We start from the raw sequence: 15,315 nt of genomic DNA, 5'->3' as shown, positions 1-15,315 counted from the left end.
TTTAATAACTGCAAATAAAAACGTATTGTATTTTATTTGTTCTGTATAGGGTACTGAGTTGTAGATTAGTTGTTATGATGTCAAGGCAGTTTGCATGCCTTATGCCAAAAAACTAGATGCTTTATTTTAGCAAAACTTATCATCATTGGTTGTTTGTGATAAAATTAGTTGCGAATTGATGATACACATAATAATTCTATGTAATATAGCTGATCTTAAATTACTAAACTCGTATAATGAGAGCCTTTTTATAGCTGATTTTCAATTCGATATTGAATGATACTTCTTGAATAACCATCAGATAATGACTATGACTGAATATTTTTCGAATGATAACTATAATCAACAATTAGCAAAAAAAGTAGATAATTTAAAAGCAATATTATCAGACTTTACACTTCCCGAATTAGCAGTATATTCATCGCCTATTAGCCATTATCGTATGCGTGTTGAGTTTAGAATCTGGCATGATGGTGAAGACCTTTATCATATTATGTATGATAAACAGTCAAAAAAGCGGATACGGATTGATGAATTTCCTATCGCAACTAAACGCATTAATCAAGCTATGCAAGCTATTTTGCCTTTGTTACGACATAATCAGTTACTTCGTCATTTATTGTTTCAAATCGATTATTTTTCGACGTTAAGTGGTCAGTTATTAATTACGCTTTTGTATCACAAAAAATTAAGTGAAGAATGGATCATTGAAGCAAAAAAATTAAAATTGCAATTAGCTGAGCAGGGCATAGTTGCCAATATTATAGGGCGCGCTAGTAATCAAAAAATTGCAATTGATGTTGATTATGTTGATGAAGTTTTGCCAGTAATGGATAAGACGTTTATTTATCGTCAAGTCGAAAACAGTTTTACCCAACCTAATGCTGAGGTAAATATTAAAATGCTACAGTGGGCTGTCTCAGTCACGAAGAACTCGTCAGGCGATTTACTTGAGTTTTACTGTGGCAATGGTAACTTTTCAATCGCACTGGCACAAAACTTCCGCAAAGTATTGGCAACTGAAATAGCCAAAGCATCGGTTTATTCAGCTCAGCATAATATTGCTGTTAATAGCGTTGATAATCTTATTATTATACGGTTATCGGCCGAAGAATTTACCTGCGCAATAAAAAAAGAACGCGAGTTTAATCGTCTAAAAGGAATTAATTTGGATGATTATCAGTGTGATACGGTACTTGTTGATCCACCACGTGGGGGATTGGATTTAAATACTATTGATATATTAAAATCCTATAAAACCATTATTTATATTTCATGTAATCCTTATACACTGCGCGACAATTTGCAGCTGCTGACTAAGACTCATTCAATCCAACATTTTGCTATGTTTGATCAATTTCCTTATACCGAACATATCGAAACGGGTGTTGTATTGTATAAAAAGTAATAGGATATGATATTCAATATAGGATATTTTTGCTAAAATATATTCATATTTATATCTAACAACTTATTGTTTCAAATATATATGTAAACTTATATAGATTTATAATAAAAAAAACCCTAGATAACTAGGGTTGCATTAAATTGCAAGGAATGGATGAAAGGAAATAAAACAATGAAACAATAATGTCTAGCTTCATGAATCATTGTGTAGCTACTATAGCAAATAAAAACCAACTTATTGATGACATTAACATTACAAAATGGTCATCAAGGTATCATGATTGGTTTGCTGTCCATCACTTATTCTATAGAGGTATTATGCAATTTCGACAACCAAACAAATAGCAAAGGAAGTATTAAATATGAAATTGTTAGTAGTTGAAGATGAGCAAAAAACAGGTGAGTATTTACGCCAAGGGCTAGTTGAATCTGGATTTGTTGTTGATCTAACAAACAATGGTCTTGATGGTTATCATCGAGCCATGACTGAAGATTATGATTTAATCATTTTAGATGTCATGTTGCCAGATATTGTTGGTTGGAAAATTGTTCAGTCGCTTCGTGAAGCAGGTAAAGATACCCAAATTATGTTACTTACTGCAATGGGTAGTGTAGAAGATAAAGTAAAAGGTCTTAACTTAGGTGCAGATGATTATCTAGTAAAACCTTTTTCGTTTGCTGAATTGTTAGCGCGAGTTAAATCTATGCTTCGACGTAACGTTCCTCAGGTCAATAATTCACAATTGAGCATTGCTGATCTGGTGATGGATTTACCTAAACGGATGGTGATACGTGGGGATAAGCGTATAGATTTAACCAATAAAGAGTTTTTATTATTAGAGTATTTTTTACGTTATCCTGGTGAAGTATTACCTCGTTCGTTAATTGCTTCTCAAGTTTGGGATATGAATTTTGATAGTGATACTAATGTGATTGATGTTGCCATTCGACGATTACGTAATAAAATAGATGCCGGTTTTGAACCAAAATTAATTCACACAGTACGCGGAATGGGATATAAATTAGATGTCTTGGATGAAGCCGAATAAATTAATCTCGTTTCGTTTGCCTCTTATTGTTTGTTTATTAACCTGCGGCTTGCTTTACTGTTTCAGTTTTTTAATTGAACGTTCTTTTGAAAAATTCTCAATTCAACAAAATGTGTCTGAACTGAATTCGGTTATTGACTCTATTGAACGTGAACTTGTCTATTATTCTCCAGACGATAATCGTGACGAATTTATTCAAAATTTGTTATTAATTTTAACTGGGCACCATCGTTTATTTATTTATATCATCGATGATGCAGGTAAAATTGTCTATCGAACTCGTGGACCAAATTTAGCAGTTGCTAAAACTCAGATTGATTTTGAAACTATGATTAAAAATCATAACACTGATATTTGGAATCAAGATAAAGCGTCGTATCGAGTTGCGGTATCACGCGTAGTTATTGAAAATGGAAAACAATATACTACCATAGCTGCTGTTGGGCGTGATTTATATCTTGAATTTATTCAGCGACTACACGATGGTTTAGGATTACTCATTGGTATTGCTTGTATTTTGGCATTAATTGGCTCTTTTATTAGTATCTATTTTACCCAAAAACCAATTAATCGATTGATTAAAAAGATCGAGAAAATTAATCTTAAAAGTTTGAATTACCGAATTCCTACTTCTTTAGTGCCTATTAAATACGTCAGCTTAGTGAAAGCATTTAATGATATGCTTAATCGAATGGAAGATGTGTTTCAACGTCAACGTAATTTTACTGCCGATATTGCTCATGAAATGCGAACCCCCATTACTAATCTGACAACACAAACGCAAATTGTGCTGAGTAATGCTCGATCGACAAATGAGTATCGCGAGATTTTATATTCTAATTTAGAGGAATACGAAAAAATGTCGCAGATGATTTCTGACATGCTATTTTTAGCGCAAGCAGATAATCGTCAATTGGTACCCAATTTAATTGATATTGATTTACATAATATGATCACAATGATGTGTGAGTATTTTGAACCACTTACTGATGAGAAAAATATCATCTTTAACCTTGAAGGTAACTGTTCCCATATTCAAGGGGATAAAATTATGTTAGGGCGAGCAATTAGTAATATTTTATCCAATGCGATTCGTTATACACCAGAAAACCAAATTATCACTATAACTTTAAGTCAAGTTAGTGAAAAACGCATTAGGATCATTATTGCTAATCCGGGTAAAAAAATTGATAGTAAACATTTACCACATCTTTTTGATCGGTTTTATCGGGTTGATGAATCACGCCACCGTAATGGTAATGATAGTTCTGGTACAGGCATAGGGCTTGCGATCGTAAAATCCATTGTTGAAACGCATAAAGGCTCAATTTATGCTCAATCCGATGAGCAATCTACGAGATTTATTATTAATTTACCAACGGCTATTTAACATCAAAATCGCTGATCAATAAATTAGCTGCTGCATAAGCAGCTTTATCTTTTAGTTCTTGTGGTACGTGTTCGTTACGAACAATATCGTCCAACACTTGCATGACAGCCCCTAAGGCATCTTCAATATAACCCAGATCATTACTGCCAATTTGTGCGTATTTTTCGCAAATAAGTTCGCTATATTTATTCATTGCATACTTTCCTTTTGATTAATTTATAAAAAGTTAGCTAATTGTTGATAAACTTGTTCGACTTGAATGGTTTGCATACTTTTTTCATTTGAGATAATGCTGAATTGATTTTTTCCATATCCTCCGATTAGTTTAGGATCAGTTTTGCCAAATAAAGTAATATTGGGACGATCTAATGCAGCAGTTAGGTGACTTAGTCCTGTATCAACCGAAACAACCGCTTTTGCTCCAGCAATAATGGTTGCTATGTCAGAAAGTGGACATTTGGGGAGTACTTCGACATGTTTAAATCCTTGAGCTAGGCGAATTGCGCGTGCTTGTTCATGTGGGGCTCCCCAAGGTAATTTTATTTTTAATCCAGTTGGTTCAATTAATTTAATTAATTTTCGCCAAGCGTCTTCACTCCAATGTTTTTCATCGCGTGTTGTTGCGTGTAAAAAAATCAGATACTGCTGATTATCACTAGGTAGTGAAGATAAAAAGTGACGCGCAATGGCATAATCACCCATTGAATTAGGTAACTTGTACTGTAGGCTTTGCGCAAATAGTAATCTAATGCGCTCAATGGCATGCATCTGTTTGGGTACATTGTGTTTTACATCATAAAACCAACTGGCAATGGGCTCTTTGATGCTTTTTCGATCCAAACCGTGCTTAATGCCTTGAGCCTTACGAGTAATAAGAAATGCACTTTTAATAAGTCCTTGCGCATCAATAATCACATCATATTGTTGTTGTCTTAAGGTCTGAATAAACTCATGATGTTCTTGGCGAGTTGTTTTGGAAAACCAGCTTTTTCGCCAGCGTCTTATTGCAACGGGGATAACTTTATTTACTGCATAGTGCCAACTGGGTATTTGGGTAAAATTTTCTTCTACTACCCAATCAAAAGTTATATTTGCTAAGTTGTTGGCAGCATCAGTTAATGCTGGTAAAGTATGAAGTACATCCCCCATGGATGATGTTTTAACAACTAGTACACGCATTATCCATTACTCTTTTCACAACGCATAATGAGTTTCATTAATGTTTCAAATACGTTATCAGGTTTAATATCAATTAAGCTTTGATGATAGCCCTGTTCAGCATCCCCCTGGCGCACACGTTGGTAGCCAGTAATTAGACGAATAACTTCGGCTTTATTTGATAATGGTGGTGTGAAATCAGGGCTACTTGGTCCATAAAGTGCCACCAGTGGTCTATCTAATGCAGCAGCAACATGCATTAATCCGGAATCATTAGTAACAATCGCTTTACAAGCGGCAATTAAACTCACTGCTTGTTCTAATTGGGTTTGTCCAGCTAAGTTAATACATTGATCGCCATGTGTCATTTTTGCAATAATCTGTTCACCAACGTTGCGATCTTTTACGGAACCAAAAATAATAATTTTAGCATGTTGTTGAACTAGCATATCGGCAAGAGCTGCGTAATGATAATCTGGCCAACGTTTTGCTGGGCCAAATTCAGCACCTGGGCAAAAGCCAATTAATGGTTTATCTTGTGCAATTGTAAAAGTTGAAAGTGCTTGCGTTATTTCATCTTGTTCAACATTGAGTTTAGGCCATAACAGAGGCTGTGGTAAGTCCGATGCCGAGTGAATTTGATCTTTAGGATAAGCAAGTGCAACATAGCGTTCAACCATTAGCGGAAAAGCCTGCTTATCAAGTTTTCGTATATCATTTAATAATCCATAACGCATTTCGCCTTTCCAACCTGTGCGTTTAGATACTTTTGCAAAAAATGGGATTAATGCGGATTTAAATGAGTTAGGTAAAACAATTGCTTGATCATAATGGCTATCACGTAGTGATTTTCCTATTTCGTGACGTTTTGCTAAAGCAAACTCACCATGCCCTAATGGCATTGCAATTGCTTGATTCACTTCTGGCATTTTATTTAACAGCGCTCGACACCAAGCAGGTGCTAAAACATCAATTTGGTTATTAGAATCAAGTTGTTTTAATGTACGATACAGACTTTGCGACATCATCATATCGCCAACCCATGAAGGACCAATAATGAGTGTTTTCATTTAATTAATTCCGTTTTATTGTTCATTTAGCCATTTCATATATTCAGCAGTGCCTTCTGCAACGGTTTTAAATTCGATTGAACATGTTGTTTGTCTAAATTTAGTCAGATCAGCTTGGGTATAGCTTTGATAGCGTCCTTTTAGATGATCAGGGAAAGGAATATAATCAATTTCGCCTTTTTTATGGTAGTTAAGTACTGCATCAGCAACGGCTTGAAAGGATTCTGCTCGACCTGTTCCACAGTTATAAATGCCCGAGATTTTGTTTTTCCAGAACCACAAATTGACCGCAACGACATCACCAACATAAATAAAGTCACGCTTAAAATTCTCACTGCCAGCAAACAGCTTCGGTTTTTCACCTTTGTTAATCTGTTCATTTAAATGAAATGCAACACTTGCCATGCTGCCTTTGTGCGATTCGCGGGGGCCATAGACATTAAAATAACGGAATCCGCAAACTGGTGAGTTAGCTTGGGGTAATAGTTGTCTTACGTATTGGTCAAATAAGAATTTAGAATAACCATAAACATTTAAAGGTTTTTCGTAAGTACGATCTTCAATAAAGTTATCACTGCGTCCGCCATACGTCGCAGCTGATGATGCATATAAAAATGGAATGTTGAAGTCTAAACAATAATGCAATAAGTCCTTTGAATAGTCATAATTGTTTTCCATCATAAATTTACCATCCCATTCTGTGGTTGACGAGCAAGCACCTTGATGAAATACGGCTTCAATATCCATATCTTCCCCTGAGATGGCGGCAGAGATAAATTCGTCTTTATCCATATAATCGGCAATATCTAGATCAGCCAAATTGGCAAATTTAGTGCCATCCGTTAAATCATCGACAACTAAAATGTCTTTGTGCCCAAGATCATTCAAACCTTTAACAATATTACTACCTATAAATCCGGCACCGCCTGTTACAACAATCATGCTTATTTTCCTTAACCAAAAAATTAATCTGCTTATAATACCGATTTATAGCAAAATTTTCGAGTAATCATTTAAAAAAGCATGAGTGAGAGCGGATTTATTTACGAATTTATTTTATTTTTTGCAGTAACTAATATATATCTTGCTAAATTAAGATAAGGTTCAGTTTGGCAATATGTTTGCTCAAGTTCTAATAACTGTTCAAAGTGAGTTTCCGCTTTGGATTTATTGGTAAGATAATCATGAAAAATGCGAATCCCTGTTTTTTGTAAGATAGTAAAATCCAGTTGTGTAAGCCAGTGATATACGTCGGTTGGAACTCTTGGAAAATCGGGAGAAAGTGTTTTCTTTTTGCGTTTAGCTAAACCTGATTGCGTGTAACCAAAATTGCCTAATGTGACAGTTTTAAATAAAAGCGCATGATAATTATAAAACATTAACGATAAATAACCATCGGATTTGAGATGTTTTTTTAATGATGTTATTAATTCAATTGGTTCTGCTACCCATTCTAATACCGCATGGCAAATAACTAAATCAAACTTTTGGTTAATTAAGCTATCAAGTAGTTGGATAGAGCTGCAAAGGCAATTTATATTTACCTTTTCTGCTTGAGCCTTTTGTTTTGCTAGGTCTAGCATCTGTTCTGAGATATCACAAAGTGTTACTTGGTGTCCAAGCTTGGCAAGTCTGCAAGCAATTTGACCTTGACCTCCACCTGCATCTAGAATATTTAACGATTTATCATATGGATAGTTAGCTAAAATTTTTTCTAATTCTTGCCATACTACCGCTTCACGAATTTTTCCTTTAGTTGTGCCATAGATATTTTGTGCAAACTTATTGCTGATGTCATCAAAATTACGATCTTGTTTATTCATGAGTTATTTTTGTTTGTTTAACTGTTTTGCTTCATCATTTATTTGCGCTATTTTAGCTGCCATTTGGTTATAGCATAGCTCCTTTAAAGCCCTAGCATCTTCTTTGCCTAAATTCTTTGTTTCAATAGGCTCTAGCATTTCAATAATAACATACCCATTATTTAGACGATTTAATTTGATATCGTTGGTTTGCGATACACAAATTGGCACAATGGGTACACCAGCTGCAATTGCGGCTTTAAATGCGCCCGTTTTAAAGGGTAACAATCCACGTCCACGGCTACGAGTACCTTCAGGAAATATCCAAATAGATATGCCGCGTTTTTTGATTTCATTAACAACTTGTCCAATTGTATCGTGAGCTTTTGATTTATTGTTGCGATCAATAAGAATATTGCCGGTAAGGTAATAAAGTTGCCCAAAAAATGGAATCCAAGCCAGACTTTTTTTACCGACGGTGACTGTTTTAGGTTGTACAACATCTCCAGCTATAATTACATCGTAGTTATCTTGATGATTTGCAATGTAGACACAGCTCCCCATTTTGCTAATATTAGGGGAGAGACGTGTATCAACTTTTACGCCCAATATTGGTTTAAATAAAAAACTAAATATATGTGCAAATCTTGCTACATTTTTAGGATTTCTTGGGTTGAATAAACAAAAGAGGGTGCCCAATACACAAACGACAATACCAATTATAACAACACTAATTAAGCGGAACAGAAATACCATATTTTACCTCATAAGTTAACTTGGCGTATTATATACATAATCTAAACTAATATACAGTTTGTCAAATACTGTTGTTAAGGGATATTCATGCATAAATCGACGATTATTTGGAATGAAAATAAGACGCCTGTTTCTGTTCATTTTGATGATGTATATTTTAATACCGAAGGCGCTATTGACGAAACAAGATACGTGTTTATTGACGGTAATAATTTATGTCAGCGTTTTTTAGATCATAAGCAAGATACATTTATCATTGGCGAAACAGGTTTTGGTTCAGGTTTAAGTTTTTTAATTTTATGGCAAACGTTTTTAAATTTTAGAAGTGAGCATCCAAATCATATACTGAAACATCTTGCTTTTTTCAGTGTCGAAAAGTATCCATTATCTTTAGATGAACTAATAAAGATACATGATAATGTGGTTTCTAAAAATGCAACGTTATTTTCGTTAGCAAAACAACTTCAGGCTAGTTTGATTGATTCTACTTGCCAATTCGATAACGTTAGTTTGACAATATGCTATGATGATATTAGTCATTTTTCAGATTTTTTAGTTAAGAAAAGTGTATTGATTGATGCTTGGTTTTTTGATGGTTTTTCACCGGCAAAAAATCCTGATATGTGGTCAGAATGTTTATTTAACAATTGTTTTAGCCTAACAGCCCCAGGCGGTAGTTTTGCGACTTTTACGGCTGCTAGTTTTGTTCGTCGTCATTTAATGAGTGCCGGATTTACCGTTGAAAAACGAAAAGGGTTTGGCGCAAAACGTGAAATGTTAGTTGGCTATAAGTGAGTATGCCTTTATGTATATTTGTTACAGTCGTTTCTCAAATTACGATAAACAACATGAGTAATTCCTACTATTAGGTAATTTTCTAAAACTGATAAGTTAATTGATATAACATATTAATCAATAAAATCGTCAGAAAAACCATTTATTTTATTTGATTTTTTGTTTTTAGTGAAATTATGTACTTATATAATATCAAGCAAAAATGAATCAAGATAGCACTATTTCACTGCTTAAAGGGCTAACATTATATATTTAATTAAAGTGTCCGTAAGCAGTCTTTAATTCTTTCCGTTGGTGTTGGATTATTATCCCATTTAGATTCTGCCTGATGAGAATCTAAATGAGGTAATGCTAAAAATCAAACTGATAAATTAGATCCAATGTTTGCGCTAAGCTTGATGTTGCATCTAAATAGAGGCTAGGCATTAGGCGATAACGCAAAGTAAAAGTGGCAAGTGAATCAAATATACCTACACCATATTTGAGTTGTAAGTTTGGTAATATGTAACCACTTACCACAACTTTAGAGTTGTTACCTGCACCTTGCGTATCAAGCGTTAGATTTTTGATACCAAATACGTTACCAATATCGCCAATATATTTACCTGTTTTCGCTGTGCCAATACCAACTAGTAGGGCTGTCATCATGTCGCTATCACCTTGTTCAGCGCTATCAAGTCCTTCTCCTCGAATTAAGTATGACAGCGCTTCTTGTTGTGACATAGCTGGGTCTGAAAACACTTCAATTTTCGGGGACTCAGATGATCCAGTAACACGAATTCCCGCCATAATATTACTATTTTCCATGGATTCAGGATTACGGATTGCTTCAATGTCGAGCATAGCTTGATCAGTTGAACCTGAAAATGTAATTATGCCTTTATGAATAATCAAATCTTGTCCATAGGCATGGAATCGGCCTGTTGGAATCAAAACCTCACCATGCAAATCAAGACCTTTATTAGTTTGTGTCGCAATCAAGTTACCTTTAAGCGAAGCTTTTAATCCAAATGCATCGACAATAACTTTATCACCAATAGCAATTTCAAGATGACTAAAAATCTTCATGCCGAATTTTTGTGGTTTAATCTCTTTTCGATTCATATCGAGCATTACTTCATCAGGTGATACATCAATACTTGATGATGGAAGTGATTCAACCGTTATTTTACCTTTTGGAATGTTCACTTTGCCTAATAATGTTAATTCATCAGGTGTTGCATTGATTTTGATATCAGGGATAATGCTCATAACAATCATTGGCGGTACTGAAACTTCCATGGCGGCGCCATTAACTGTCAATGAAGCTTGCCATTTATCAAAAGTATTCCAGCTCGCATTACCATTAATATTAACATTGCCAGATTGCGTGGTTAAAATTCCTTTTAAAGTAGATGATTTACCAGTGAAATTGAGATCAAACTTAGCTGATTTAACATCAATCGGTAATTGGCTAGATTTTATTTCACTATTTTGTAAGTTAATATTACCTATGAGCAACGGGTCATTTAGTGATCCAGAAAATTTAACCTTACCATTAATGGCACCTTTGGCATAATCTTTGCTATCTAATAACGGATTAATAATTGCTAATGCCAAATGTTCGATATTTAATTGACCACTTATTTTTTTTTGATCAATTGGATCAGTTATAACCAGATTTCCGCTGATTTTTCCTAATTTATTTAGACCAAAATTCCAATCTAATTTCGCTTGTTGTTCACTAAATTCTGCATCAATCTTGAACAGTTCGAAAGGCAGTGGCAACGACTGCGAGGTAACCATTTGTTGAATATAAACATCATGACTTATTATATTCACTTTTATTGATGGTATGCTACTGTCATTTTTAAATTGGATGATTACTTTACCATTTACATTACCAGCGAGTTTGGTTTCACCATCGTTAGGTATTGGTAGTTTAGATAGATTAATCTCTTTTAAAGTAATACTTGTATCGGTGTTTTTAGTTAGCGAAAATTGTTTATCAAGGCAAATAGTTGACTTTCCATTTATCCAACAATGAGAATTAATGGTTGGAATTTGGTTATTCACATCATAAGATAACTCTACAGATTTAGCGAGTTGCCAATTGTTGTTACTGCCTAAATTCAGCATGGCATGTGAAATGCTTCCGAGCCATTTTGTTCGATCTTTATCTAGCTGTCCTGTTAATGAAGTCTTTAATGATGCAGGTTCACCATCAATATTAACTGTTAAAGTATGCTGGTTTTCACTACCAGACAGATCAATGTTTACTTTTTGGATAGTTTGGCTTGGAAGTTCGATTGATTGACCGGTTAGCTTGATATTCCCACTTACTTGTTTTTTATATTCAACTTTGCCAACAAGATTAGCTTTGCCGACTTTTATTGTGTCAAAAGAGAGTGAATTAATAGTTAAATTGGTATCTATGCTTGCATTATCAGGTGTGCTATTGAGTTTTATATTTCCCACAATTGATCCTTGCATATGATCAACTAATAACGATAATGATTCGAGATTTAATTTCACAAGTAAATTGCCCTGTTGTGTTGAGCCATTTAAATCGATCTGATTTTTACCCCATTTAATCGTAAAGTCATTCGCAGTGGCTATATTTTTGGAATCAATAAATACGTTACCTGATGCTAAAAAATCAGCATGATTAACATTACCTTTTAATTGTAGATCCGATATATTAAACGCCCATTTATCGCCGTCTAGCATGCCTTTTGTTTTCAAATGTCCGTTTAATCGAATCGGATAGGTTGGCAACTCTTTAGTAATATCAATATTATTGAGTTTTATGTCAGTATCCCATTGCAGGGCTTGTTGCCAATTTGCAGTTCCTGCTATATTAATTTCACCTTGAGGTAATTTAATTATGCCATGGTCGATTATTGCACCTTGATTGGTGCCTGTACCGGCAATATCAAACATAGTGTTGGCTAATTCTTCTCCTTTTATATGACCTTTAGCAGACATTTGATACTGCTGCACGTTACCATTTATTGATGCATCAAAATCATTTAATTCATATTGCGCTTGCCCTTCCATTGGCCATTGGATATGCTTTCCTTCAAGTTGCATCATTACAGGTAAGAATTTTTCAATAAAATTGATGTGTCCATTGATCACCATTTGATTTGAACCATCAAGGTTTATGTTAGTTAACAACTCTCCGAGCAATTTGCCTGAAAACTGTGCATCCAATTGGTTTTGTTTGGTATTTGCTTTTACTAATGCCAACACAGGCCAGTCATCGTGTAAGGTGATCTCTCCGGAGACTGCAGCATGACCTCTTGCATAAGGGGTAGTTACATCCGTATCGACTTGTTTTACCATGATATGGCTATTTACTATATTGGTTTGAATAGCTACGTTATTGAATCGATAATCTTGCCCACCTATATGTAATAACCAGTTATTACCCGTTAAACTTGTCACATTAATATCTAATGGGATATTAACTTGAGGCAATGAGTCAATCAGTGGTTGATTAAAAATTTCGGTGATTTTTTCATTAATTGCGATATCCTCATCTGTTGTTTTAACGGGTGCATTGGTTATTTTATTATCTGCAAAAATAGCGCTTAAATCTGTTGCTACAGACGGATAAACATGAATTTGATTATTAACCCACGTTGCTTTACCAGTAAAGTCTGACATACCAAATTGCATGTCATCAACCGTGACTTTTATATCGGCTAGGTGAGTATTTTTAAGATCTATAGGTAACGGCGTTTTTAGTTCAAAACGTTCTTCTGTGCTAGGCGCTTGGCTAGGTGAACTATCTATTTGTTCGGTATTAATTGAAACTTTTACACCATTAGCCTTAAATTGACTAATACATACTTCGGTTTTTAATAAACAAAGTCCAGCGAGTGACAGTGAAGCATCATTGACTTGAACATTAACACCGGGTAATTCGAGCGAAAGACCGTGGATATGCAGATTGTGAAAGGTTCCCTCAACTTGAGTTATTCTTAACTCAGGTAAAAATTTATTTAGAACATAAGTAGTTAGTCTGACCCCTAAACTGGTATATATAAATAAAATAACAAAGGCAATTAGAAAGATGAAAACAGATAAAATGGCAATACTGCGTTTTTTCCATTTATATATCCGTTTCAATTTTTTAACTTTTTTAATTCTCATAGAATTTTTAGTCATATTATAATTCGCTTCCTAGGCCAATGTATAGGTGAATAGATCCAGTGTTTGTATTTAGTGGTGTTGCCAAATCTATTTTTATTGGTCCAACAGGAGATGCCCAACGAATGCCAAACCCAGTGCCTGTATAAAATTTGGTTGTATCAACTTTATCTATGGCCTCGCCTGTATCTACAAACGCAGCTCCCCACCATGATCCAGATAAATTATATTGATATTCAAGTGAACCGGTGATCAGTTTAGAGGCACCTTTCAATTTACCTTTTTTGTCTTTAGGTGAAATAGACTGATAGCTATAACCACGGATACTGCGCTCACCACCCGCAAAAAATCTAAAAGATGGTGGAACTCGATCAAAATTGCTCGCTTGTATAATACCGAAATTACCACGAGCAATAAATCGATGCGACTTATGTAGCGAGCGAATCCAAGTTTGCTGTGCTTGAAAGCGTACTAAATTAATATCTGACCCTAATGATTCCCCAGCGGCTTCGACAGAATAACGTTGGGAATCGCCCCACATGGCTAATAAATCACCATCAGAACGGATTCTTGATAAGCTAAGTGAAGGATAATACAAAAATGTTTTAAAACTTGCATCACCTTGGGTAAAATCATCACGTAACATATTGAAACCTAGTGTTGTTTGCCATCCATAAAAATTATCCCAGTTGCGTAAAGTGCCGAACGTATAAGAACGGGAGTAGGTATCATTGTTGTCAATTTTTTTATAACCACTTTGAATGGTATAATACTGCTCAAGAGGCGATTTTTTTAATGGAATTTTGTAACTCATAGTGACCAGTTGTTCTGGTGAAGATAGCGATAAGTTACTTTGAAAACTTTGTCCTCGGCTATTGAGCCATGGTTTATTCCAACCAATTTTGCCGTGCACGCCGTGATCAGTTGAAAATCCTAATCCTAAATCCATATTATTTTTTTTGCGGGGAGAGGTTTCCACATCAATGGGAAGTACTTTATCTTCTGTTAAATGCGGAAAATCAGGGACAACAACCACAGAATTAAACCAGTTTGTTGAGGTAAGACTTCTATTTAATAATGACAACTGCTCAGCTGTATATTCCTCACCCTCTTTAAATGGCACAATATTAGCTAAATAATCATCACGGATTTTGGCATTATGAAAAGTAACTTTACCGAATCGATAGCGTTTACCTGTCGTATAATCAATATTCCAAAAGGCCTGATGCTCAGACAGCAAGACAGCTAACTGATGTTTAGGCATATTGGCATCAAAGTAACCTTTTTTTAGTGATAAATTTTGCAGGCTTTTCTTAAATGATTCATAAATACCATGATTTAACACATCGCCAATTTTGGGTAAATTATTTTTTAGCAAATATTCAAAATCGGGATCTTTTTGTCCGTCCCCAGTAATATTGACATTGAGCTGCTCAACTAATACGGGTTCGCCAGGTGATATACTAACAACAAGCACTTTAGGATTTTGTGCGTTATATTCAAAAGTAGGGGAGTAGTAGCCTAATGCACGCAGTGCTTTTTGGGCTTCACTTTCAAAATAACGTTTAAAATTTGGGGTATCACTAACTTTGTCCGGTGTGATTAATGAAGTACGCGCCTCAACATTATCAGCAAGTTCTCCAGCTAATCCCTTAATGGATAACTTCATGTCAGCATAACTTGATGTAGCTGTCAGCACTAAGAGAAAACCTAATGAAAAGGAAAATCGTGGCACATACACCTCGTATAAT

Annotated in this window: 12 protein-coding genes; 4 read left to right on the top strand and 8 right to left on the bottom strand. The window is 34.8% G+C overall.

Annotated elements, in window-relative coordinates; genetic code table 11:
* The first annotated feature begins 310 nt into the window (after positions 1-310).
* From trmA to BQ5209_RS07230, 3 genes are all read left to right on the top strand, one after another.
* The gene (gene trmA, locus BQ5209_RS07240; protein WP_085247871.1) at positions 311-1,408 is read left to right on the top strand and encodes a tRNA (uridine(54)-C5)-methyltransferase TrmA; all 1,098 of its coding nucleotides are present in this window, start codon (positions 311-313) and stop codon (positions 1,406-1,408) included.
* A gap of 361 nt (positions 1,409-1,769) precedes the next feature.
* A complete protein-coding gene (locus BQ5209_RS07235; protein ID WP_085247870.1) occupies positions 1,770-2,456 on the top strand; it encodes a heavy metal response regulator transcription factor in 687 nt (228 codons plus the stop codon).
* A complete protein-coding gene (locus BQ5209_RS07230; protein ID WP_085247869.1) occupies positions 2,434-3,846 on the top strand; it encodes a heavy metal sensor histidine kinase in 1,413 nt (470 codons plus the stop codon). Before BQ5209_RS07235 ends, BQ5209_RS07230 begins: the two co-directional genes overlap by 23 nt.
* Here BQ5209_RS07230 and BQ5209_RS07225 read toward each other — a convergent pair.
* From BQ5209_RS07225 to BQ5209_RS07200, 6 genes are all read right to left on the bottom strand, one after another.
* Positions 3,839-4,039 (bottom strand): YaeP family protein, encoded by a 201-nt coding sequence (locus BQ5209_RS07225; RefSeq protein WP_085247868.1) that lies wholly within the window; start codon positions 4,037-4,039, stop codon positions 3,839-3,841. The genes BQ5209_RS07230 and BQ5209_RS07225 overlap by 8 nt on opposite strands.
* A gap of 23 nt (positions 4,040-4,062) precedes the next feature.
* The gene (gene rfaC, locus BQ5209_RS07220) at positions 4,063-5,025 is read right to left on the bottom strand and encodes a lipopolysaccharide heptosyltransferase RfaC (protein WP_085247867.1); all 963 of its coding nucleotides are present in this window, start codon (positions 5,023-5,025) and stop codon (positions 4,063-4,065) included.
* Positions 5,025-6,074, bottom strand: coding sequence for an ADP-heptose--LPS heptosyltransferase RfaF (rfaF, locus tag BQ5209_RS07215; RefSeq protein ID WP_085247866.1), 1,050 nt, complete (start codon positions 6,072-6,074; stop codon positions 5,025-5,027). Before rfaF ends, rfaC begins: the two co-directional genes overlap by 1 nt.
* A gap of 15 nt (positions 6,075-6,089) precedes the next feature.
* Positions 6,090-7,016: an ADP-glyceromanno-heptose 6-epimerase gene (rfaD, locus tag BQ5209_RS07210; protein WP_085247865.1), complete on the bottom strand. Its 927-nt coding sequence runs from the start codon at positions 7,014-7,016 to the stop codon at positions 6,090-6,092.
* 101 nt (positions 7,017-7,117) lie between these two features.
* Positions 7,118-7,897, bottom strand: a complete 780-nt coding sequence (locus tag BQ5209_RS07205) for a methyltransferase domain-containing protein (protein ID WP_085247864.1) — start codon at positions 7,895-7,897, stop codon at positions 7,118-7,120.
* Between the two features lie 3 nt (positions 7,898-7,900).
* Entirely contained in the window at positions 7,901-8,632 is a 732-nt protein-coding gene (locus tag BQ5209_RS07200; protein WP_085247863.1) for a 1-acylglycerol-3-phosphate O-acyltransferase, read from the bottom strand.
* Positions 8,633-8,719: 87 nt separating this feature from the next.
* Between BQ5209_RS07200 and mnmC2 the strand changes: the two genes are divergently transcribed.
* Positions 8,720-9,427 carry a tRNA (5-methylaminomethyl-2-thiouridine)(34)-methyltransferase MnmC2 gene (mnmC2, locus tag BQ5209_RS07195; protein WP_085247862.1) on the top strand — a complete coding sequence of 236 codons (708 nt, stop codon included), beginning with the start codon at positions 8,720-8,722 and terminating at the stop codon, positions 9,425-9,427.
* A 351-nt stretch (positions 9,428-9,778) separates the two neighbouring features.
* Here mnmC2 and tamB read toward each other — a convergent pair whose 3' ends face one another.
* Entirely contained in the window at positions 9,779-13,582 is a 3,804-nt protein-coding gene (gene tamB, locus BQ5209_RS07190) for an autotransporter assembly complex protein TamB (protein ID WP_085247861.1), read from the bottom strand.
* Position 13,583: 1 nt separating this feature from the next.
* Positions 13,584-15,299, bottom strand: a complete 1,716-nt coding sequence (gene tamA / locus BQ5209_RS07185) for an autotransporter assembly complex protein TamA (RefSeq protein WP_244168457.1) — start codon at positions 15,297-15,299, stop codon at positions 13,584-13,586.
* Positions 15,300-15,315: the final 16 nt, after the last annotated feature.

The organism is Gilliamella mensalis, assembly GCF_900103085.1.
Taxonomy (GTDB): Bacteria; Pseudomonadota; Gammaproteobacteria; order Enterobacterales; family Orbaceae; genus Gilliamella; species Gilliamella mensalis.
This window is presented reverse-complemented; position numbering and strand designations above follow the sequence as displayed.

Excerpts from the sequence above, each read along its gene's own strand:
- BQ5209_RS07200 (WP_085247863.1), bottom strand. The coding sequence starts at position 8,632 with ATGGTATTTCTGTTCCGCTTAATTAGTGTTGTTATAATTGGTATTGTC.
- rfaD (WP_085247865.1), bottom strand. The coding sequence starts at position 7,016 with ATGATTGTTGTAACAGGCGGTGCCGGATTTATAGGTAGTAATATTGTT.
- BQ5209_RS07230 (WP_085247869.1), top strand. The coding sequence starts at position 2,434 with ATGTCTTGGATGAAGCCGAATAAATTAATCTCGTTTCGTTTGCCTCTT.
- BQ5209_RS07205 (WP_085247864.1), bottom strand. The coding sequence starts at position 7,897 with ATGAATAAACAAGATCGTAATTTTGATGACATCAGCAATAAGTTTGCA.
- BQ5209_RS07235 (WP_085247870.1), top strand. The coding sequence starts at position 1,770 with ATGAAATTGTTAGTAGTTGAAGATGAGCAAAAAACAGGTGAGTATTTA.
- rfaC (WP_085247867.1), bottom strand. The coding sequence starts at position 5,025 with ATGCGTGTACTAGTTGTTAAAACATCATCCATGGGGGATGTACTTCAT.
- rfaF (WP_085247866.1), bottom strand. The coding sequence starts at position 6,074 with ATGAAAACACTCATTATTGGTCCTTCATGGGTTGGCGATATGATGATG.
- mnmC2 (WP_085247862.1), top strand. The coding sequence starts at position 8,720 with ATGCATAAATCGACGATTATTTGGAATGAAAATAAGACGCCTGTTTCT.
- tamB (WP_085247861.1), bottom strand. The coding sequence starts at position 13,582 with ATGACTAAAAATTCTATGAGAATTAAAAAAGTTAAAAAATTGAAACGG.
- trmA (WP_085247871.1), top strand. The coding sequence starts at position 311 with ATGACTGAATATTTTTCGAATGATAACTATAATCAACAATTAGCAAAA.
- BQ5209_RS07225 (WP_085247868.1), bottom strand. The coding sequence starts at position 4,039 with ATGAATAAATATAGCGAACTTATTTGCGAAAAATACGCACAAATTGGC.